This is a genomic window from Rothia sp. HMSC069C10 (assembly GCF_001812205.1).
Lineage (GTDB): Bacteria > Actinomycetota > Actinomycetes > Actinomycetales > Micrococcaceae > Rothia > Rothia mucilaginosa.
In genome coordinates this window covers 512,348-533,397 of the sequence record NZ_KV808297.1, presented here as the reverse complement: position 1 = coordinate 533,397, position 21,050 = coordinate 512,348, and the positions used below count along the sequence as shown (strand labels likewise).

General features: G+C 56.3%; 24 protein-coding genes. 23 read left to right on the top strand and 1 reads right to left on the bottom strand.

Going from position 1 to position 21,050, the window contains the following annotated elements; genetic code table 11:
- Window positions 1–7 precede the first annotated feature (7 nt).
- On the top strand, window positions 8–1,198 hold the full coding sequence (gene tuf, locus HMPREF2842_RS04430) for an elongation factor Tu (RefSeq protein WP_005508397.1): 1,191 nt from the start codon (window positions 8–10) through the stop codon (window positions 1,196–1,198).
- 629 nt (window positions 1,199–1,827) lie between these two features.
- Here the strand turns inward: tuf and HMPREF2842_RS04425 are convergent.
- Window positions 1,828–5,157, bottom strand: coding sequence for a Fe2+/Zn2+ uptake regulation protein (locus HMPREF2842_RS04425; protein WP_246823185.1), 3,330 nt, complete (start codon window positions 5,155–5,157; stop codon window positions 1,828–1,830).
- Window positions 5,158–5,733: 576 nt separating this feature from the next.
- On the opposite strand from HMPREF2842_RS04425, the gene rpsJ reads away from it, so the two are divergent.
- The 22 genes from rpsJ to rplO all read left to right on the top strand — a co-directional run bounded on the left by rpsJ (window position 5,734) and on the right by rplO (window position 20,950).
- Complete coding sequence (gene rpsJ, locus HMPREF2842_RS04420; RefSeq protein ID WP_004005287.1) at window positions 5,734–6,042, top strand: 30S ribosomal protein S10; 309 nt, start codon at window positions 5,734–5,736, stop codon at window positions 6,040–6,042.
- 13 nt (window positions 6,043–6,055) lie between these two features.
- A complete protein-coding gene (gene rplC, locus HMPREF2842_RS04415; RefSeq protein WP_005504955.1) occupies window positions 6,056–6,712 on the top strand; it encodes a 50S ribosomal protein L3 in 657 nt (218 codons plus the stop codon).
- A gap of 6 nt (window positions 6,713–6,718) precedes the next feature.
- Window positions 6,719–7,336: a 50S ribosomal protein L4 gene (gene rplD / locus HMPREF2842_RS04410; RefSeq protein WP_005504957.1), complete on the top strand. Its 618-nt coding sequence runs from the start codon at window positions 6,719–6,721 to the stop codon at window positions 7,334–7,336.
- The gene (gene rplW / locus HMPREF2842_RS04405) at window positions 7,336–7,638 is read left to right on the top strand and encodes a 50S ribosomal protein L23 (protein WP_005504959.1); all 303 of its coding nucleotides are present in this window, start codon (window positions 7,336–7,338) and stop codon (window positions 7,636–7,638) included. Before rplD ends, rplW begins: the two co-directional genes overlap by 1 nt.
- Window positions 7,639–7,678: 40 nt before the next feature.
- The gene (gene rplB / locus HMPREF2842_RS04400; protein WP_005504961.1) at window positions 7,679–8,515 is read left to right on the top strand and encodes a 50S ribosomal protein L2; all 837 of its coding nucleotides are present in this window, start codon (window positions 7,679–7,681) and stop codon (window positions 8,513–8,515) included.
- 12 nt (window positions 8,516–8,527) lie between these two features.
- On the top strand, window positions 8,528–8,809 hold the full coding sequence (rpsS, locus tag HMPREF2842_RS04395; protein WP_004005282.1) for a 30S ribosomal protein S19: 282 nt from the start codon (window positions 8,528–8,530) through the stop codon (window positions 8,807–8,809).
- Between the two features lie 60 nt (window positions 8,810–8,869).
- On the top strand, window positions 8,870–9,235 hold the full coding sequence (rplV, locus tag HMPREF2842_RS04390; protein WP_005504964.1) for a 50S ribosomal protein L22: 366 nt from the start codon (window positions 8,870–8,872) through the stop codon (window positions 9,233–9,235).
- Window positions 9,236–10,033, top strand: a complete 798-nt coding sequence (rpsC, locus tag HMPREF2842_RS04385; protein ID WP_005504966.1) for a 30S ribosomal protein S3 — start codon at window positions 9,236–9,238, stop codon at window positions 10,031–10,033.
- Window positions 10,034–10,453, top strand: a complete 420-nt coding sequence (rplP, locus tag HMPREF2842_RS04380; protein ID WP_005504968.1) for a 50S ribosomal protein L16 — start codon at window positions 10,034–10,036, stop codon at window positions 10,451–10,453.
- 5 nt (window positions 10,454–10,458) lie between these two features.
- Window positions 10,459–10,698, top strand: a complete 240-nt coding sequence (rpmC, locus tag HMPREF2842_RS04375) for a 50S ribosomal protein L29 (RefSeq protein ID WP_005504969.1) — start codon at window positions 10,459–10,461, stop codon at window positions 10,696–10,698.
- Window positions 10,695–10,967 (top strand): 30S ribosomal protein S17, encoded by a 273-nt coding sequence (rpsQ, locus tag HMPREF2842_RS04370; protein ID WP_005508401.1) that lies wholly within the window; start codon window positions 10,695–10,697, stop codon window positions 10,965–10,967. The genes rpmC and rpsQ overlap by 4 nt, the downstream gene beginning before the upstream one ends.
- Before the next feature lie 473 nt (window positions 10,968–11,440).
- On the top strand, window positions 11,441–14,173 hold the full coding sequence (locus HMPREF2842_RS04365; RefSeq protein ID WP_070642945.1) for an LPXTG cell wall anchor domain-containing protein: 2,733 nt from the start codon (window positions 11,441–11,443) through the stop codon (window positions 14,171–14,173).
- Between the two features lie 922 nt (window positions 14,174–15,095).
- Window positions 15,096–16,286, top strand: a complete 1,191-nt coding sequence (locus HMPREF2842_RS04360) for a YncE family protein (protein ID WP_070642943.1) — start codon at window positions 15,096–15,098, stop codon at window positions 16,284–16,286.
- A 663-nt stretch (window positions 16,287–16,949) separates the two neighbouring features.
- Window positions 16,950–17,321: a 50S ribosomal protein L14 gene (gene rplN / locus HMPREF2842_RS04355; RefSeq protein WP_005504986.1), complete on the top strand. Its 372-nt coding sequence runs from the start codon at window positions 16,950–16,952 to the stop codon at window positions 17,319–17,321.
- A gap of 3 nt (window positions 17,322–17,324) precedes the next feature.
- A complete protein-coding gene (rplX, locus tag HMPREF2842_RS04350) occupies window positions 17,325–17,660 on the top strand; it encodes a 50S ribosomal protein L24 (protein WP_005504988.1) in 336 nt (111 codons plus the stop codon).
- Window positions 17,660–18,220 (top strand): 50S ribosomal protein L5, encoded by a 561-nt coding sequence (gene rplE / locus HMPREF2842_RS04345; protein ID WP_005505001.1) that lies wholly within the window; start codon window positions 17,660–17,662, stop codon window positions 18,218–18,220. The genes rplX and rplE overlap by 1 nt, the downstream gene beginning before the upstream one ends.
- Window positions 18,221–18,293: 73 nt before the next feature.
- A complete protein-coding gene (gene rpsH, locus HMPREF2842_RS04340) occupies window positions 18,294–18,692 on the top strand; it encodes a 30S ribosomal protein S8 (RefSeq protein ID WP_005505003.1) in 399 nt (132 codons plus the stop codon).
- Window positions 18,693–18,719: 27 nt separating this feature from the next.
- Window positions 18,720–19,256 (top strand): 50S ribosomal protein L6, encoded by a 537-nt coding sequence (rplF, locus tag HMPREF2842_RS04335; protein ID WP_070642940.1) that lies wholly within the window; start codon window positions 18,720–18,722, stop codon window positions 19,254–19,256.
- A 2-nt stretch (window positions 19,257–19,258) separates the two neighbouring features.
- Window positions 19,259–19,618, top strand: a complete 360-nt coding sequence (gene rplR / locus HMPREF2842_RS04330) for a 50S ribosomal protein L18 (RefSeq protein WP_005505006.1) — start codon at window positions 19,259–19,261, stop codon at window positions 19,616–19,618.
- Between the two features lie 29 nt (window positions 19,619–19,647).
- Entirely contained in the window at window positions 19,648–20,292 is a 645-nt protein-coding gene (rpsE, locus tag HMPREF2842_RS04325; RefSeq protein ID WP_171840195.1) for a 30S ribosomal protein S5, read from the top strand.
- A gap of 2 nt (window positions 20,293–20,294) precedes the next feature.
- A complete protein-coding gene (gene rpmD, locus HMPREF2842_RS04320) occupies window positions 20,295–20,501 on the top strand; it encodes a 50S ribosomal protein L30 (RefSeq protein ID WP_004005265.1) in 207 nt (68 codons plus the stop codon).
- A 2-nt stretch (window positions 20,502–20,503) separates the two neighbouring features.
- Window positions 20,504–20,950 carry a 50S ribosomal protein L15 gene (gene rplO, locus HMPREF2842_RS04315; RefSeq protein ID WP_005505008.1) on the top strand — a complete coding sequence of 149 codons (447 nt, stop codon included), beginning with the start codon at window positions 20,504–20,506 and terminating at the stop codon, window positions 20,948–20,950.
- Window positions 20,951–21,050: the final 100 nt, after the last annotated feature.

Below are 21,050 nucleotides of genomic sequence, written 5' to 3'. Positions count from 1 at the left end.
AACACTCTTGGCTAAGGCTAAGTTCGAGCGCTCCAAGCCTCACGTTAACGTCGGTACCATTGGTCACGTTGACCACGGTAAGACCACCCTGACCGCAGCAATCTCCAAGGTTCTGGCTGACAAGTACCCGGACCTGAACGAGAAGCGCGACTTCGGTATGATCGACTCCGCTCCCGAGGAGCGCCAGCGCGGTATTACCATTAACATTGCTCACATCGAGTACCAGACCGAGAAGCGCCACTACGCACACGTTGACGCTCCCGGCCACGCTGACTACGTCAAGAACATGATTACCGGTGCGGCTCAGATGGACGGCGCAATCCTCGTGGTTGCTGCTACCGACGGCCCCATGGCACAGACCCGCGAGCACGTTCTGCTCGCTCGCCAGGTTGGCGTCCCCACCCTGCTGGTTGCACTGAACAAGGCAGACATGGTTGACGACGAAGAGCTCCTCGACCTCGTCGAGATGGAGGTCCGTGACCTCCTCTCCTCGCAGGAGTTCGACGGCGACAACGCTCCCGTTGTTCGCGTTTCCGCACTGAAGGCTCTCGAAGGCGACCCCGAGTGGGTTGCTAAGGTCGAGGAGCTCATGGACGCAGTCGACACCTACATTCCGGACCCCGTGCGTGAGAAGGACAAGCCCTTCCTCATGCCCATCGAGGACGTCTTCACCATTACCGGTCGTGGCACCGTTGTTACCGGTCGTGCAGAGCGCGGTACCCTGAAGATCAACTCCGAGGTCGAGATTGTCGGTATCCGTCCGATCCAGAAGACCACCGTTACCGGTATCGAGATGTTCCACAAGCAGCTCGACGAAGCATGGGCAGGCGAGAACTGTGGTCTGCTGCTGCGTGGTCTGAAGCGTGACGATGTTGAGCGTGGTCAGGTTGTCGTGGAGCCGGGCTCCATCACCCCCCACACCGAGTTCGAGGCAAACGTCTACATCCTCTCCAAGGATGAGGGTGGCCGTCACAACCCCTTCTACTCCAACTACCGTCCTCAGTTCTACTTCCGTACCACTGACGTGACCGGCGTTATCACCCTCCCCGAGGGCACCGAGATGGTTATGCCCGGTGACAACACCGAGATGACCGTTACCCTGATCCAGCCCATCGCAATGGAAGAGGGCCTCGGCTTCGCTATCCGTGAGGGTGGCCGCACCGTTGGTTCGGGTCGCGTTACCAAGATCATCAAGTAATTGCCGTAAATTTACGACAATTCGCTAAAAATCTGCCGGAGGGGAGACTCTCCATCAGGTAGCGATACTCAAGGACCCCCGCATCTGCGGGGGTCCTTTTGTTATGCCCTTTTGCGGGTTGCTGAAGGCTCTGGCAAAGGAGAGAACGGCATTATCTGCTGGACTGTACGAAACCGCTCTGAGCGTTATCAGTTCGTCCTAGTAGCCGCTCAAGGCTTCTGAGGGGGTATGCGTGGCTGATAGTGGAGTTTACGGTGAATCTGTAACGGCAGGGAACACCCTCCCCGGCGGCGGTATGACATATCCGTACCCTCTAGCCGTAGATTCTGAACTCCTGGATATGGAAAGAAGCTGGATGTGGAAAGCCCTGGGGCAGGGGAGCAGAGGAACGACTGCCTACTCCGTTCAGAGATCTGCTGGCTCGGAGACAGAAGCTGGGTCATGCGGACCGGCTTACGGCGGGGGAGCGTCTAAAGACCCTGCAGATAGGAATATAAAATCTTCGGACAAAGAAAAACGGTTCCCAGCCCGAAGGCTGGGAACCGCAATTCGAATGACTGCCCCTCGGAAGGGACATAGGTAATCCTACTACAGAATGCCGTAGGAATAGAACCTATACGTGCTGATAGCTAGATGTTTTCCTCATGACGAGGCTCGTAGCCTTGCTGAGGAGCCGGGGGCTGCTGCATCTGGACATTGCTCTGAGGGTACATACCCGGCTGATTCTGAGACGGCGGGAAGTCCTCGAGCTGCTCAGAACCCTGGTGCGGAGCTACCACATCCTGCTTATTCTGTCGCGCCAGCAGACGCCAGATAACGCCGGCAATAAGCAAAATCGAGATGATTAGCAGGGTCAGCGGGTTCAGACCGTTGAGCAAAATTGCCAGGTCGAGGGTGACCAGAGCAGTTGCGATATAGGTCCAGACTCGGTCGAGCAGCAGAGCGCTCAGGAGAGTCAGGGCAATACCGAGTACCAACACCACGATATCCGGACCATCAGCGGGAACTGCCCACGTTACCAGGGTGAGGAACACCTGCAGACCCAAAGCCCAGTACAGAGGAGAATCCGATACCTGCGTATCTACAGGCCTCTTTGCGATGAAGTTCTTGAGAACCTTGGCTGCCACAACAGCCAGCAGAATCAGGAGAGCAACCTCAAGAATGACGCTCAGGGGGTTGGACTTCGAGTAATCAATGACCAGACGGGCGATGAAGAGGCTGAACGCCGTGGTGCAGACAATCGGCAGGTTCTTCGCCTTGGTGACAGATACGAAGGACAGAGCACCCAGACCCCAGAGAAGTGCGTTGAGCTCCACCTGCCTGGGCTCAAAAACCAACCCAACGAAGGTGTAGAATCCCAGCACCGCCAGAGCGGGAATCATCAGCAGCGTATTGACCGGTGCATAGATACCCTGGCTCAGGGGACGGCGAGACATGAAACGCGCGTAGGGGGCACCCAGCGGGCCGTGCATCGGCAAATCAACCATCGTATTACCGGCCGGAACAGCGATGCGAGGACGAACATTTGCCCTCACACCGAAGACCTCAACCGGGAGCGTGACCTTCAGAACGAACAGGATGATGACGGCAATCAGAGCGTAGTAGCCCAGAAGAGTCATCTCCATTGTGCTTTCCCTCGTGTTGAAGAGATTCCACAGAGCACCGATGCAGAAAGTCGTGATGCTGATGGAGGCACCAATCTGCATGCGGGAGACCCTGAAGATAAGGGCAAGCACCCATACAGAGATGAAGATAGCAGGAGTTGCTACCGCGAACAGAAGATTATCAAAATCGCCAATGAAACGGCCTGCGCTCAGGACAGAACCGAGCGTGAAGAAAATCGCCGCCGCGTATGCTTCGTAGTTTCGCTTGGAGTACGCGTAGAGTAGCACGCTGCACAGAGCCTGAACCGCCAGCAGCGCAAGTACGAGGAAGTCTACGAGCGATTCCTTCATATTGCCGGTGATCGCGAGCAGAATGACCGACCAGCAGATGGGGAACCGCGCAACGGTGAGTAGCTCCGAACGAATCGAAGAGCCAACCGGCATAAAGAAACCAAGCGCACCATAAACGACGGTCAGGAGCGCCGGCAATGCTACAGCAATGTACTCCTTCTGCAAGTCGTACAGCAGGTAGTGTCGCGAGCCAATCGTCGCGATAAGCAGAGTCGCGTAGAACGCGATACGGACAAACATGACAAGCGTGGAGCGGAAGGAACCAACATCCGAAAGTCGTAGCGCGCGGGCCAGAATAAGAGCGCTCAGGACGCTCAAGAAGAGGACGGCACCCGAGAAGAGAGGGAAACCAACCCAGAATCGGCCATGTGCTCCGCCATCAGCATGGTTAGCTACGTACCCCACGAAGAGAGCAAAAACGCCCAAGAAGAGGTACGTCGACATCTCTACAAGACGGTAGCTTGCGTTCTGCGCTGCAACGCCCTGAGAGAGGACAAAAGTCAGTAGCGCAATAGCGGCGCAGACCAACGCAAACATCAAAAGTGACTCAGAAGTCTGCATCTCAGGAATGAGAGCGAGGAAGAGCTGAATCATACCAATGGCATAACCGATGTTGCTCAGTACCGCTCCAGCAGTACGTGCCTCGGGAGCCTTAGCAGTGACCAGATAGATGACTACAGCCGCGGCAAAGAAGAGGTAGAACGTTCCCTGGTTGCCAGGGGAAGCATACATGCCAATGACCGGGATGAGCGCTACAAAACTCATGAGCACCAGAGGCTGAATTGCCTTGCGGTACAGCAAGAAACTGACAATGCAGAGGACACCAATAACCCAGGGCGCGGGGAAGACACCTTGATTACCCTCTGCATAGGGAAGGAAAGTGCTCCAGCGCGTTGCGTAGGTAACGCTATCAGCGACGTGAGCAGTGTAGAAGGCATCAAGGAGAGCAAAGAAGGAGAAGAATACGCCGACGCATGCGTCAATTGCCGGCAACCACTCTATCTTGCGAGCGGGTTGGTGAAGAGCTTCCTTCGCCCAGGGGATAGCCGGGGTGCTTTGCACCTGCTCGGACTGTTCAGCGGCAGCAGGAGCGGAACCAGCAATAGTCTTCTGCAGACGAGGAATAAATACGTAGGCAGAAATCAGGTTAACAACCAGAACAGAGACGAAGAAGATACTGGGGAACCACGGGCCGTGATCCGAGTCCATGATGAAGGAGAGAATAGACGCAATTGGGTAGATGCGTGCCTGGGCGTAGTAATCTGCCGTGCCGTTCAGCCACGTGAAAAGAATGGCATGCACAGACATGACTGCAAACGCAATACCCGCATCCGTGTAGCTCAGATCGTTGGTGAAGAAGAAAATAGCGATGGCAGTAGCCGGAACAAAAATGCGGGAAGAATCAACAAGACCTTCCCGGATGCCCTTCGGGGCCGCATTCGGGGCAAAGTGCAGAACCAAACCCAGAACAGTGGCAACGGCAGTCAGAGAAACGAAATACCAAACGAAAGGCAGAGCCGACACCTTTGTAGCTGCCAGCGAGTCCGAAACGATGAACGAAATCAGCAGGTACGCCATCACACGATTACGCATGAGGGCGCAGGCTCCAACAATGGCTGCAGTGCCAACCAGAGACGTGAGGAGCCAGATGTAGCGTCCTTCAGTCCAAATCTTGAGGACATAGATAGCAACGCCGGTCAGAGGAATAAATGCAAGACCCGTTGCTGCAAAAGAGTAGGAGGCAATACGCAGGCGCTCTACGAAACGGTAGGTGAGCAGACCGGCTCCGTAGAAGACAATTGCTCCAAGCGCCATTGCGAGGACACGGAAGATAGCCGTTTCATCCTGAGAAGAAGTCACCGAGGTGACAAAAAGGCCCGCAGCACCAATGAGCAGGAGCGAACCAATGTACAGAACAATATTGAGGAAGATATCCTCGTTGACTCGGCGTCGCTGCGCAGGAGGCTGAGGATACGGACCCGACAGGGACGGGGGAACGTACAAGCCGAGACCTTGCGGCTGAACATACTGAGGGCTCTGAGATGAAGAGTGAGAGCTAGAGGATGCCTGATGAGGTTGTGTCGGCTGAGACATGGTTTCTCCTTAGGCTGTAGTGATACTTCTACGATACGAGAGTCTTTAGACCTAAAAGCTTTATTACGAGCAATAAAGCGCATGGAACTTACTGAAAATAGATTGAAAGCTCCCTGAGAGTTACATCGCGGGAGTATCCTCAGATTGACAGAGGCAGTTAAGTGTTCTTAAGCACTTAACTCGTGTTTGTATTGCGTAAGAGCTCTATCTCTGAGAGAATTGACGACGTTGTCAAAGCGTCTACCTGCACTAAAGGTAGGCCCACGTATGACCCGGTCCGAAGGATGACAGGATGAGTCTGTCTAGAAAATAGGCGACACGCCCGAGTTCGGGGGTCGGTACTCAGGCGGGGTGAGGAACCCGGCAAAGCCGGATTCAGTCCGTTCTGAGTGGCGCACGTGATGAATATATCGCGTTCCTTAAGCGCTATAACAAAGGGGCAAAAGCTCCGATACAGGGAATACATCAAGAAAGAGAGTCCGACAGATGGCGGGACAGAAAATCCGCATCCGTCTGAAGTCCTATGACCACGAGGTCATCGATTCTTCGGCACGGAAAATCGTCGAAACGGTAAAGGGCGCAGGCGCAACTGTAGTTGGCCCCGTGCCGCTGCCGACCGAGAAGAACGTTTACTGTGTTATCCGTTCTCCCCACAAGTACAAGGACAGCCGCGAGCACTTCGAGATGCGTACGCACAAGCGTCTGATCGACGTTGTTGATCCGACCCCCAAGGCTGTTGATGCCCTCATGCGTCTCGACCTGCCGGCAGACGTAAACATCGAGATCAAGCTGTAGAGGATCGCATCTAATGACTAACAAATTCGAGCGCCAGGTGAAGGGCCTGCTGGGCACCAAGCTCGGCATGACCCAGGTCTGGGACGAGGACGGCAAGTTCGTGCCTGTCACCGTCGTCAAGGCTGATTCTAACGTTGTTACCCAGATCCGTAACCAGGAAACTGACGGCTACGAAGCTGTTCAGATCGGTTTCGGTGCAATCGACTCTCGCAAGGTTACCAAGCCCCTGGCTGGTCACTTCGAGAAGGCCGGTGTTACCCCCCGTCGCCACATCGTCGAGCTGCGTACCGCAGATGCTTCTGAGTATTCCCTCGGTCAGGAACTGACCGTTGAGCTCTTCGAAGCAGGCCAGAAGGTCGACGTCGTTGGTAAGACCAAGGGTAAGGGCTTCGCAGGTGTTATGAAGCGTCACGGCTTCAAGGGTGTTGGCGCGTCTCACGGTCAGCACAAGAACCACCGTAAGCCCGGTTCCATCGGTGGCGCATCCTACCCCGCACGCGTGTTCAAGGGTATGCGCATGGCTGGCCGTATGGGCGCAGCACGTCACACTACCTTGAACCTGACTATCCAGGGTGTGGACGCAGAGAACAATGTCCTGCTGATCAAGGGCGCAATCCCCGGTCCCAAGGGCGGCGTTGTTCTGGTTCGTACCGCTGTGAAGGGAGCCTAATACATCATGGCTGTTAAGACCCTTAAGGTAGACCTGCCCGCAGAGATTTTCGACGCGCAGGCATCCGTGCCCCTGCTGCACCAGGTTGTCGTTGCACAGCTCGCTGCTGCACGCCAGGGCACCCACAAGACCAAGAACCGCGGCGAGGTTTCCGGTGCAGGCCGTAAGCCCTTCAAGCAGAAGGGTACCGGTAACGCACGTCAGGGCTCCATCCGTGCACCGCACATGACCGGCGGTGGCGTTGTTCACGGTCCGACCCCGCGTAACTACGCACAGCGCACCCCCAAGAAGATGATCGCCGCTGCACTGCGCGGTGCTCTCTCCGACCGCGCTCGTCACGACCGCGTCCACGTTGTCGAGAACTTCATCTCCGGTGAAACCCCCTCGACCAAGGCTGCAAAGGCTGCATTCGCAGCTATCACCGAGCGCAAGAACATCCTTCTTGTGATTGCTCGTGCAGAGGACGTTGTGGCTCTGTCCGCACGTAACCTGGAGAACGTCCACGTTCTGTACGCAGATCAGCTCAACACCTACGATGTGCTGGTTTCTGACGACGTGGTCTTCACCAAGGCAGCATTCGACGCATTCGTTGCTGCAGCTCAGAAGAAGGAGGGCGCTAAGTAATGAGCGTTTCCACCAAGTCTGTATACGACGTGATCATCGCTCCCGTCGTTTCCGAGAAGAGCTACGGTCAGCTCGACGAAGGTAAGTACACCTTCGAGGTCGCTACCGATTCCAACAAGCTGGAAATCAAGCAGGCCATCGAGAAGATCTTTGACGTCAAGGTTGCTTCCGTCAACACCATCAACCGTCAGGGCAAGCGCAAGCGCACCCGTTTCGGTTGGGGCGCTCGCAAGAACACCAAGCGTGCGATTGTGACCCTCAAGGAAGGCACCATCGACATCTTCGGCGGTCCGCAGGCATAAGCCCCGCGGAGACCACTTTAACGAAGGAAGAAATATCTAAATGGGTATTCGTAAGTACAAGCCGACGACCCCGGGTCGCCGCGGTTCGAGCGTTGCTGATTTCTCCGAGATCACCCGCTCCACCCCGGAAAAGTCCCTGCTTCGTCCGCTTCACAAGACCGGCGGCCGTAACAACACCGGCCGCATCACCACCCGTCACAAGGGTGGCGGCCACAAGCGCCAGTACCGTCTGATCGACTTCCGTCGTCACGACAAGGACGGCGTTAACGCACGCGTTGCACACATCGAGTACGATCCCAACCGTACCGCTCGCATCGCGCTGCTGCACTACTTCGATGGTTCCAAGCGCTACATCATCGCTCCGAACAAGCTCGCTCAGGGCGACATCGTCGAGTCCGGCCCCGCAGCTGACATCAAGCCCGGTAACAACCTGCCCCTGCGCAACATCCCCGTTGGTACCGTGATTCACTGTGTCGAGCTCCGCCCCGGTGGCGGCGCAAAGCTGGCTCGTTCCGCAGGTGCTTCTGTACAGCTGGTTGCTAAGGAAGGTAAGTACGGTCAGCTCCGTCTGCCCTCCGGCGAAATCCGCAACGTGGATGTTCGCTGCCGCGCAACCGTTGGTGAAGTTGGCAACGCTGAGCAGTCCAACATCAACTGGGGTAAGGCAGGCCGTAACCGCTGGAAGGGCATCCGCCCGACCGTTCGTGGTGTGGTCATGAACCCGGTTGACCACCCGCACGGTGGTGGTGAAGGTAAGACCTCCGGTGGTCGTCACCCGGTTAACCCCAACGGTAAGCCCGAGGGTCGTACCCGCCGTCCCAACAAGGAAAGCGACAAGCTCATCGTTCGTCGCCGTCGTACTGGCAAGAAGCGCTAAGGAGCCTGAAACATGCCTCGTAGTTTGAAGAAGGGCCCTTTCGTTGATCAGCACCTCTACCTGAAGGTTGCAGCTCAGAACGAGAAGGGCACCAAGAACGTAATCAAGACTTGGTCGCGTCGCTCGATGATTATCCCCGACATGCTCGGTCACACCATCGCAGTGTACGACGGTCGCAAGCACGTGCCGGTGTTCATCACCGAGTCGATGGTTGGTCACAAGCTCGGTGAGTTTGCTCCGACCCGCACTTTCCGCAGCCACGTGAAGGACGACCGTAAGGGCAAGCGTCGCTAATCGGTTCACACCGATAAGCTAACGTTTCCCTTTCGGCAATAGACGAAAGAGAGATAGGCAATGGAAGCCAAGGCATCAGCGCGTTTCGTTCGCGTTACGCCTATGAAGGCCCGCCGTGTCGTCAACCTGATCCGTGGTAAGCAGGCGGAAGAGGCTCTGGCGATTCTGAAGTTCGCCCCCCAGGCAGCTTCGGAACCGGTATACAAGATCGTTGCTTCGGCAGTAGCTAACGCTCGTCAGAAGGCAACCCAGCAGGGTCTGCCCTTCCGCGAGGAAGAGCTGTTCATCAGCGAAGCATTCGTGAACGAGGGCCCGACCATGAAGCGCATTCAGCCCCGCGCTCAGGGTCGCGCATACCGAATCAACAAGCGCACCAGCCACATCACCGTGGTAGTTGCTACCCCGGAGAAGGAGGAGGACCGCTAAATGGGTCAGAAAATTCACCCGAACGGTTTCCGACTGGGCATCACCACTGACCACGTCTCCAAGTGGTTCGCTGATTCCAACAAGCCCGGCGAGCGTTACGCTGACTTCGTCCGCGAGGACGTAAAGATCCGCGAGCTGCTGGCTAAGAACCTGGATCGCGCAGGCGTTGCAAAGGTCGAGATCGAGCGTACCCGTGACCGCGTGCGTGTGGACATCCACACCGCTCGTCCCGGTATCGTGATTGGCCGCCGTGGCGCAGAAGCAGACCGCATCCGCGGCGAGCTCGAGAAGCTCACCAACAAGCAGATTCAGCTGAACATCCTCGAGGTTGCTAACCCCGACCTCTCCGCTCAGCTGGTTGCACAGAGCATCGCAGAGCAGCTCGCATCGCGTGTTGCATTCCGCCGTGCAATGAAGAAGGCAATCCAGTCCGCACAGCGTGCAGGCGCAAAGGGTATCCGTATCCAGTGCTCCGGCCGTCTGGGTGGCGCTGAAATGTCCCGTTCCGAGTTCTACCGCGAAGGCCGTGTGCCCCTGCACACCCTGCGTGCGAACATCGACTACGGCTTCTTCGAGGCTAAGACCACCTTCGGTCGCATCGGCGTGAAGGTCTGGATCTACAAGGGCGACCTGACCGACAAGGAGCTGGCAGCTCAGCAGGCAGCAAACAACCGCCGTGGCAACCGCCGCGATGGTGACCGCCGCCGCCAGGGCAACCGTGGTCCTCGTCGCGAGCGCCGCAACGAGAACGCTTCGGCAAAGGTCGAGGCCAAGACTGCAGAGAACGGTGAGGCATAAATGCTTATTCCCCGTCGAGTAAAGTACCGCAAGCAGCACCACCCCAAGCGTAGTGGTCTCGCAAAGGGCGGCACCGAGGTTAGCTTCGGTGAGTGGGGCATTCAGGCCCTGTCGCCCGCATACGTGACCAACCGCCAGATTGAGGCTGCACGTATCGCAATGACCCGTCACATCAAGCGTGGCGGTAAGGTCTGGATCAACATTTATCCCGACCGTCCGCTGACCAAGAAGCCCGCTGAAACCCGTATGGGTTCCGGTAAGGGTTCGCCCGAGTGGTGGGTCGCAAATGTCAAGCCGGGTCGAGTCATGTTTGAACTCTCCGGTGTGTCCGAAGAAGTGGCTCGCGAGGCAATGCGCCTGGCAATCCACAAGCTCCCGATGAAGGCACGTGTTGTGCGTCGCCGCGAAGGTGGTGAATAAGCGAGATGGCAGTAGGATCCAAGGACCTGAGCATCGATAAGCTCGCAGAGCTCTCCAACGAAGAGCTGGCTGCAAAGCTGAGCGAAGCGAAGAAGGAACTCTTCAACATCCGCTTCCAGGAAGTCACCGGTCAGGCTAACGCAGGTCGTCGCCGCACTATCAAGCGCGACATCGCACGTATCTACACCGTGCTGCGTGAGCGCGAGCTCGGTATTCGTCCCGCAACTGAAGGTGAGTCCAAGTGAGTGAAGTAAAGAACGAAGAGCGCGGCTACCGCAAGACCCGCCGCGGCTACGTTGTCTCCGACAAGATGGACAAGACCGTTGTCGTCGAGGTCGAGGACCACGTGAAGCACGCACTGTACGGCAAGGTCGTTCGCCGTAGCTCCAAGATCAAGGCACACGATGAGCAGAACGCTGCTGGCATCGGTGACCTCGTTCTGATTGCAGAGACCCGTCCGCTGTCCGCTTCCAAGCGCTGGCGTATCGTGGAGATCATCGAGAAGGCTAAGTAAGCTCTCTTCATGACTCTCTGCTAGAGCAGTAAAAGAGCCCCTCTCCTACTTCGGTAGGAGAGGGGCTCTTTGCTTTTAACCTTTGTACGGGAAAAACCGGGGCAGGCGCCCTATGGCACGGGCTAATAACAGGCGCTAAGACAACATTTGTCATAAATGTCTTGATATGTCATACGAGAAAGCAATATTTTTCTCTCGCGTTGATGGCGCAATCCATGAGTAGACGCTGCTAGAGAAGAAAACGCATGTGGAGGCGGAATTAGGGCGAAAAAATGAAAAGTAATACGTGAGTAAGGCGCCTGGGGACTGCGGAATCCGATGAGCAACACTTGAAAACAACCTGATTAGGGACTTATTATCAACTTTATAGTTGCTTAGCGTAACCTTGCCTAATAATCAGTCGGGTGGCTTTGCACCTTCCGGAGGTTGCACGACCTTTGGAGAAGTACCACTACACATCATCGAGGATCATCATGACTTCTTCGCCCAAGCCCTCACGTAAGCTGCTCGCCATTGCTGGCGCACTTTCCGTTGTTGCAGGCTCTTTCGCTGCCGTTCCTGCTACCTTTGCGGCAAACGTCTCCGCATCCGTTCCCGGCGGGAACTCCCAGAACTCCACTGAGGAATGCCGCCACATTGCAGTGAGCGCTACCCAGTACCAGGGCCTGCCCGGCCAGTACCAGCTGGCATACTCGGCCGCAACCTCCTCCCTCTACACTTCCTTCTCCTCCGGACGCCCGCCGATTCTGACCGGTGGCGTCGGCACCTGGAACGTTGCATCCACCCCGAGCCTTGCTACTGTCTACCAGTTCCCGACCACGGACTTTATTGCACGTGGCGCTACCGCACCGACCGGCAAGCAGATTGAATCTCCCTACGGTATTGCCTACGACGAAGCAACCGGATACGTATGGGTGACCCAGACCCGCGTCAACAAGGTATCTGTCTTCGATCCCGCGACCAACAAGATTATCTGGAGTAGCGCAGAAGGCGACGTTAACCACCCCCGCGAGGTACGCATCGACCCCTCTAGCGGCAAGGTCTTTGTATCTGGCTCGGGCGGCATTAGTGTCTTCGACACCACCCTGCACGCCCTGGTCAAGAAGATTGAATTCACCGACGCCAAGGGCGAATCTGACATCGCAATGAACATGCACGTAGACTCCGCTGATGGCAAGCTCTACGTACCCTCCTTGAGTGCCGGCACCGTGAAGGTGATTGACACCAAGAGCTACGAGGTTGAGAAGACCATTCAGCTGCACAAGGAAAATGCTGAAGCTACTCTGAACCCCTCGGACGTCACTATCGACAAGTCCCTGAAGGAAATCTACGTCAGCACCCAGGGTGACCGTAAGGGCACTAACTCCGGTATCACCGTCTACGACCTGGAAACTGGTGCCTACAAGAAGACCATTCCTTTCGGCAACCAGGCCCTCGCTCTCGCCTCCGACGAAGCCCGTGACCTGCTGTACGTGACCGATTACGGTACCGGCAACGTCGGTGTTGTTGATGCACGAACCGGCACCGTTGTTTCTCAGGTGTCTACCGGTGCGACCAGCGGCGCAAATGATGTTCTGGTCACCGCAGACGGCAGTGCATACGCTGTAGCACGCAGCATTGAAGGCGCTTCCGCTATCGAAACCGACTACACCATCGATAAGACCACCGGCGAATACCGCACCTCTAGCACCGAGCCCAAGGGTAAGGACAACGCGGACTCCCCGATTACTCCCGGCGTCATGGTGAAGATCAACACCACCGTTGAAACCAGCGCGAAGCCTGCTGCACAGACTTCTTCTGAAGAACTGGTGAAGACCTACGCCGACGGCGCAAAGCTCTACGCCGTGAAGGACTGGACCACCGGTGAAACTCTGAAGCTGCGTGGCGAAGGTTTCAAGACTCAGGACGGTTCAAAGGGCTCCGTACTCGCAGTCAAGCTGAACAAGGGCCGCATCTCCGCGAAGGAAGAGCCGAAGCTCAACGGTGCTGAGGGCAACAGCGCCGGCGTCTGGGCGTACATCCAAGCAGATGAGAATGGTAACTTCACCGCTGAGCTGCCGTACCCGACCACTGAAAACTCCAACCTGAAGGAAAACCTGAAGAGCGGCGATAAGGTATCTGTCTTCCTGCTCTCCGGCTCCATGGTTGAAGGCGATACCGCACGTGGTGGTGAAGCGCTCTCCGCAACTGTTGCAGAGAAGAAGGCAGACACCGCTGCGACCTGCGCACCGGCAGAAACTACCCAGGTCGCTGCTGCTCCCTCTGGCGTGACTACCACTTACCCCGCCGGTACTAAGCTGAGCCTGCCTGATGGCAACGAGCCCACTCCGGCTCCGAGCGAGTCTGCTAAGCCTGAGCCGACTACTCCGGCTCCGAGTGAGTCTGCTAAGCCTGAGCCGAGCACCCCGGCACCCTCCGAAAGCGCAAATTCCAATGAGGTTGTGCACGAGTACAAGGACGGCGCTAAGGTCTACTTCCCCAAGACTTGGGACGGCCAGAAGCTGACCTTCCGCGGTGAAGGCTTCAAGACTCTGGACGGTAAGGGCTCCGTTATCGCGGTCAAGCTGAACAAGGGCGCTATTTCCGCGAAGGAAGAGCCCAAGCTCGAAGGCGTTGAAGGCAATAGCGCAGGCATCTGGGCATACATCAAGGCGGACGAAAATGGTAACTTCACCGCAACCATCGACCGCCCCACCGTGGCAAACTCTAACCTGACTGAAGAACTGAAGACCGGCGATAGCGTTGCTATCTACCTGCTCTCCGGTTCCCTGACCGAGAACGATAACGTGCGCGGTGGTGTGGCTGCAGAATACACCTTCAGCGTTGAGAACCAGGCACCTGCACCGAAGGTTTCGGAACCGAAGACCTCCGAGCCGGCTAACGCCCCTGTAACTGATCCTTCTGCAGCGCCTTCCGCACCGGCAGAATCCAAGGAACAGGTAAAGGAAAACGCTAAGGACCAGTCCAAGGCTCCCGTGGATTCTTTGAACTCCGAGACCCAGAAGAAGGACAACGCTGCTCCGAAGACCTCCGGATCTTCGTCGCAGAACGTCACCTCTTCCAGCAACGGCTCCACCGCCTCGAGCACCTCGAAGTCTTCGCTGGCTAACACCGGTGCTTCGGGCGTTGTCGTTGCAGCTGGAATCGGCGTTCTTGCTCTGGTTATCGGTGCAACTGTACTGGTAGCACGTCGCCGCAAGGCATAGTCCGTACCCCACGGCAGCCCACGATACTACCGCTCGGTAGTAGCAAAAGAGATAGAGCGGGAACTGCTAGATATTCAAGAACCCGATTGACTCTCTGAAACTGCCGATACACGTTGAAAGGGGCGGTACCCATCAAAGCGATGGGTACCGCCCCTTTCAGCTTGCCCACATGCCTGTTATACAGGCGGAAGACCTAGACCAGGGGCAGAAGTAGCAGCGGGGGCGCCCTCTCTGCACTCGCTCGCCCATATTTGACGATTTAACAGCCCCAAAGAATAAAATCTAGGGTTCTAGCCCCTCAGATATAAAGAAAACCCGCACCGAAGTGCGGGTTTAGTGTCAAAGCGAGGTTCGGTCCCTAGACAAACGGATTAGCGAGGAAAAAGGGACCCAAGAAATCTGTCCGATAAGGACCGAACCTCTTATTTGACGCATGCGTCTCTTCTATTATGGTACATCTCGCTGATTTTCGCACCTTGAAGCGCGTTTATTACCAAAAAACTTGATTTTTGAAAAAACAACCCTTAATTTCTAAATTTTTAACCAGATTTTTTCGGAACGCTGCTTTGAGAAGGGTTCAGAGGTGACGAAATATTACGAAATCCATGGCGCCAGACGCCTCAGGATAAGCTTATAAATTCTATAATCTATCAATATCTCTAGATAGATGTCTTTTGTGCTGATTATATGCAGACTGCGAAGTTTTCGTTGAGTAAATCCACCTCACTCAGATCCCGGGGGAGAGCAATGAGTATTGCCGATATAGGGTACCTTGGCCACGAACGGCGCAGCGCATGGACTACGCCAGAAAAGCCTCAAAGTGGAGGGTGAAGCGTAAGATATATAACAGAAAGCTCCGAATGCTAAGCCCGCAAAATATGAGGTGAGCTAGCCTCCAACCTACACAACTCTGGAGATATCTATGGTTCCCTCAGCCGCAGGAGAAGGGCAGAAGAGCACCCTGGACGCCAACCGTTTTTCCATGGATCGTTTTGCGGGACTCGCTGGGCAGTATCAAGTGGCATATAACCCCGAAGAGAACGTTCTTTTCGTAAGCGGAAGCTTCAATCACACAAAGAGCCACGGTACTCTCTGCGCAACAATTGCACGCATAAACGCAGATACCCTGCAGATTGAGAAGACGGCTGTTCTGCCTGCTATCCCGGAAAATAACCCCGGGTTAGAGAACCTCTTCCAAATCCAGGCTGCCTACGGTCTAGCAGCAGACAACGAGCGGGAGCTTCTCTGGACCGGAGGAACCCGCACAAAATCAGTAGCCGCATACTCTCAAAAAGACCTGGCGCTCGTATGGGATTCTCTCGTTCTAGGAGTGGAGATGCTAATTCCGCGTGAGCTATACGTTGCACCCAGCGGTGCTGTACTCGTGACCGGAATGGGTGGTTACCAGGTAATCTCTGCACCTAACGCAGAAGGAGTACGCGCGGTTAGCTCTCTTCAAGGAGACGATCCCGCTATGCTACTAGGGCCCGTAGCTGATGAAGCTCGTAGCCGCCTGTACATCCCGAATATTATGCGAGATGAAATCTGGGTTGTGGACATGAACAGCTGGGGGCTCGTACGTAGGCTACCCGTAACTGGCGGGGAAGACGCCAATGCTCCAATCGGTATTCACGGTGTGGAGATTGATTCAACGCGCGGCGAACTGTATGTCTCTGCACAGGGGCGCGAGGGTAAAAACGGCGGTCTATATGTTCTGAGTTTTGAGGGGGAACACCTCGCTTATCTTCCATTCGGCAAAATGCCCACCGATATCTTGCTCGATGCAGAACGCCAGCTGCTCTATGTTGCTGATTTTGGCGGTAAGGGAGATCCTGCAGTTGCTGGCGGTGGAACTATCACTGTCATTGACACGCTCAATCGAACCATCATCGAGACCTTGCAGGCAGCCCCGACCCGTATTAATCACCAGGTCCTGCTGAAGGACGGGAGCGTCATCGCTATCGACAAGGCGGGGGATTATCCCGCAATTGAGGTTTCCTGCGTGCTGGATGCACGCTCTGGCGAATACCGTGAGGCTGCGGAAGAAAGCCGGCCGGGAGAAGCTCCTCGTCCTATCGTTCGTGATGGTATTGCGAAAGTATATATCTCATAGCTGCAGAGTGAAGAGCAGTCGGCATACCCAAAATAATCACTGGCGCTCTCTAACCCTGTGCGCGCACTAGCGGGGTGGGGGAGTAAGACTGGGTAATCCTATCGCTAGGCAGCGGCAAGTCTGTCGTGGAGGAGCATTAAAGCGTAGTAAAATATAAATATCTACCATCCTTGTTTGACACATTGTTTGGTAGATTTCTCGAGGCCCCTTCAGTTTCTTATGCGTCAGGAACTATACGAAGGGGCCTCCTGCTTTAAGTGTCAAATAAGCCACCTTCTCGCTCGGTGTTGATGTGGGGTATGAGGTTTTTGACATCCGATACATGCATTGTCTTGGTGGATAGGGTAGTGGAGACCGAAATCATAGTTAACAAGCCCTTGCGCTAGATACCTGCTTCCTGTACAGTGTTAAGACTGTGTGGCTGTATCCAAATAGCCGCACAACCACGGGCTTCTCGTGCCAGTGCATAATGCCGCTACTTACGGGTGGGATACGCCCGCTTCACGCGGGTCCAAATGCTTCTGGCATGGGTTTGCCCCAGGCGTTTCCGCTAACCCCTTCCATAGAGATGGGGCCCGGGGCGTCAACCAATCCCGTAAAAATGTTCCGCAAGGCTGGCTCGCGCCTAAGGCGAGTCGGAACCGGCGAGACGACAGGAGAAATATGATTCAGCAGGAGTCGCGACTGAAGGTCGCCGACAACACTGGTGCGAAGGAAATCCTGACCATCCGTGTTCTCGGTGGTTCCTCGCGTCGCTACGCAGGCATTGGCGACATCATTGTCGCAACCGTCAAGGATGCAATCCCCGGCGGTACCGTAAAGAAGGGTGACGTTGTTAAGGCAGTCGTCGTCCGCACCAAGAAGGAAACCCGTCGTCCCGACGGCTCCTACATCAAGTTCGACGAGAACTCCGCAGTGATCCTGAAGAACACTGATGGTGATCCCCGTGGTACCCGTATCTTCGGCCCCGTGGGTCGTGAGCTTCGCGACAAGAAGTTCATGAAGATCGTTTCGCTGGCTCCGGAGGTGCTCTAATTCATGGCTAAGATCAAGTCCGGCGACCTGGTTCAGGTTATTTCCGGTGCAGATAAGGGCAAGCAGGGCAAGGTTCTGAAGGTTCTCCCCAAGGAAAACCGCGTGATTGTTGAGGGCGTCAAGGTCGTCACCAAGCACACCAAGGCTAACCCCCTGACCGGCGCAGCAGGCGGCATTCAGAAGGTTGAGGCACCGATCCACGTTTCTAACGTTGCGATTGTTGACCCCGAGACCAAGAAGCCGACCCGTGTTGGTTTCCGCCTCGAGACTGTAGAGCGTGACGGCAAGGAGCGCACCGTTCGCGTGCGCGTTGCTAAGCGTTCGGGTAAGGACATCTAATGACCGAAACCAAGATCACCCCCCGCTTCAAGACCAAGTACGCTGAGGTCGTCGTTCCCGCTCTGCAGGAAGAGTTCAAGTACGAGAACGTCATGCAGACCCCGAAGATCGTTAAGGTCGTCGTAAACATGGGTGTCGGCGAGGCAGCTCGCGACGCAAAGCTCATGGACGGCGCAATCCGCGATCTCACCGCAATCACCGGTCAGAAGCCGATTGTTACCCGCGCTAAGAAGTCCATCGCACAGTTCAAGCTGCGCGAAGGTATGCCCATTGGTGCACACGTCACCCTGCGTGGCGACCGCATGTGGGAATTCCTGGACCGCCTCGTCACCCTGGCACTGCCCCGAATCCGCGACTTCCGCGGCCTCTCGGACCGCCAGTTCGACGGTAACGGTAACTACACCTTCGGTCTGACCGAGCAGTCCATGTTCCACGAAATCGATCAGGACTCGATCGACCGCGTGCGTGGTATGGACATCACCGTGGTGACCTCCGCGAAGACCGACGAAGAAGGCCGTGCAATCCTGAAGGCACTGGGCTTCCCGTTCAAGACCAACTAACGACTACGTTGTAGGTCCAGACCCCGTTACCGCGGGGTAGGGAAACCACAACGAGGAAGGGCTAAAGCCCACAATGACTATGACTGATCCGGTCGCAGATATGCTGACCCGTTTGCGTAACGCAAACTCCGCATACCACGACACCGTATCCATGCCCTACTCCAAGCTGAAGGCTCGCATTGCAGAGATCCTGAAGGCTGAGGGCTACATCGCCGACGTGAAGGTTGAGGATGCAAAGGTCGGCAAGACCCTGACCCTCGTCCTCAAGTACGGTCCGTCCCGCGAGCGTTCCATCGCTGGCGTGCGTCGTATTTCCAAGCCGGGCCTGCGTACCTACGCAAAGTCCACCAACCTGCCCCAGGTTCTGGGTGGCCTCGGCATCGCAATCCTGTCCACCTCTTCGGGTCTGCTCACTGACAAGCAGGCAGCGAAGAAGGGCGTGGGCGGCGAAGTCATCGCTTACATCTGGTAGTCGGTTAGAAGAGAAAGGAAGAGAATAATGTCACGTATTGGACGTCTCCCCATCTCGGTTCCCGCCGGCGTTGAGGTTAAGGTCGATGGCAACCTGGTCACCGTTAAGGGCCCGAAGGGCGAGCTTTCCCACAAGGTAGCTTCCCCCATCACCGTGGCTCTGAACGAAAACGAGATCGTTGTATCTCGTCCGAACGACGAGCGCCTGTCTCGCTCGCTGCACGGTCTGACTCGTACCCTGATTCAGAACCTGATTATCGGCGTTACCTCCGGCTACGAGAAGAAGCTGGAAATCGTTGGTACCGGTTACCGTGTGACCCCGAAGGGTAACGGCCTGGAGTTCGCTCTGGGCTACTCCCACCCGATCAACATCACCGCTCCCGAGGGTATTACCTTCGCAGTGGAGGGTGCTAACAAGCTGACCGTGTCGGGTATCGACAAGCAGCTCGTTGGTCAGGTTGCAGCAAACATTCGTGGTCTGCGTAAGCCCGATCCCTACAAGGGTAAGGGTGTTCGCTACGCAGGTGAGCACATCCGCCGCAAGGTCGGAAAGGCTGGTAAGTAAACATGGCTATCAAGTCGAAGGCAGCGCAGCGTGCACGTCGTCACGCTCGCATCCGCAAGTACGTTTCGGGTACCGCTGCGCGTCCGCGCCTGTGCGTCACCCGTTCGACCCGTCACATGTTCGTTCAGGTTATCGACGATGTCAAGGGCGTAACCCTGGCATCCGCTTCCACCATGGAAGCAGAGCTGCGTGCAGCTGACCTGGACAAGACCGCTAAGGCAAAGCGCGTTGGTGAGCTCGTTGCAGAGCGCGCCAAGGCAGCTGGTGTTGAGGCAGTCGTGTTCGACCGCGGTGGTAACAAGTACCACGGCCGTGTTGCAGCCGTTGCTGACGGTGCACGCGAGGGAGGTCTTGCACTCTAATGAGCGAGCAGAACGTAAAGGAAACTCAGGTGAGCGAAGCAGTAGTAGCTGAAACCGCTGAGACCTCCAACCAGCGCGAGGAGCGCCGCAACAACCGCGGCGAGCGTCGTGGCCGTGGTGAGCGCCGTAACAACCGCGCTCGCGAGGAGGAGAAGGACAAGTACATCGAGCGCGTTGTGACCATCAACCGCGTTTCCAAGGTCGTCAAGGGTGGTCGTCGCTTCAGCTTCACCGCACTGGTCGTCGTTGGTGACGGTAACGGCCTGGTCGGCGTTGGCTACGGTAAGGCTAAGGAAGTTCCCGCAGCAATCTCCAAGGGTGTCGAGGAAGCAAAGAAGAATTTCTTCCGCGTTCCCCGCATCGAAGGCCGCACCATCCCGCACCGCGTGCAGGGTGAAGCAGCTGCAGGCGTTGTGATGCTCCGTCCGGCAACCGCTGGTACCGGTGTTATCGCAGGTGGCCCCGTGCGTGCAGTACTCGAGTGCGCAGGCATTCACGATGTGCTGTCCAAGTCGCTCGGTTCCTCGAACCAGATCAACATCGTTCACGCAACTGTTGCAGCACTCAAGGAGCTTGAGGAGCCCCTGGCAGTGGCAGCCCGCCGCGGCCTGCCCACCGATGAGGTTATCCCCAGCTACCTGCGCAACACCAAGTCTGAAAAGGCAGGTGCGTAGTAATGGCCAAGCGTATTCAGCCCAGCGACGCAAAGCTGGAAATCACCCAGGTCAAGTCCTATGTTGGTCAGAAGCAGAACATGCGCGACACCCTGCGTTCCCTGGGCCTCAAGCGCCCCGGCAACAAGGTAGTCCGCACTGCTGACCCCGTCACCGTTGGCATGGTTAACACCGTTGCTCACCTGGTGAAGGTTGAGGAGGTCAAGTAAAGATGGCAGAAGCTATCAAGATTCACGATCTGCGCCCGGCACCGGGTGCCCACAAGGCAAAGACCCGCGTTGGCCGCGGTGAAGGCTCCAAGGGTAAGACTGCAGGTCGCGGTACCAAGGGTACCAAGGCACGTTACCAGGTTCGTGCAGGCTTCGAAGGCGGCCAGCTGCCGCTGCACATGCGCCTGCCGAAGCTGCGCGGCTTCAAGAACCCCTTCCGCACCGAGTACCAGGTTGTTAACCTGGACCGCATCCAGGAACTGTTCCCCAACGGTGGCGACGTCACCGTCGAGGCACTGGTTGCTAAGGGTGCCGTTCGTAAGAACGAGCTCGTGAAGGTTCTGGGCAACGGCGAAATCTCCGTCAAGGTGAACGTTGTTGTCGACAAGGCATCGGCTTCCGCTATCGAGAAGATCGAGGCCGCTGGCGGTTCTGTAACCGTTAAGTAGTCTTCAAGACGAGAAAGCCCCCGTCCGTACACTATACGGCGGGGGCTTTTTGCTGCTCGGAAAGATTCATAACAAGGGTATATTCCTGTATTCGTATATT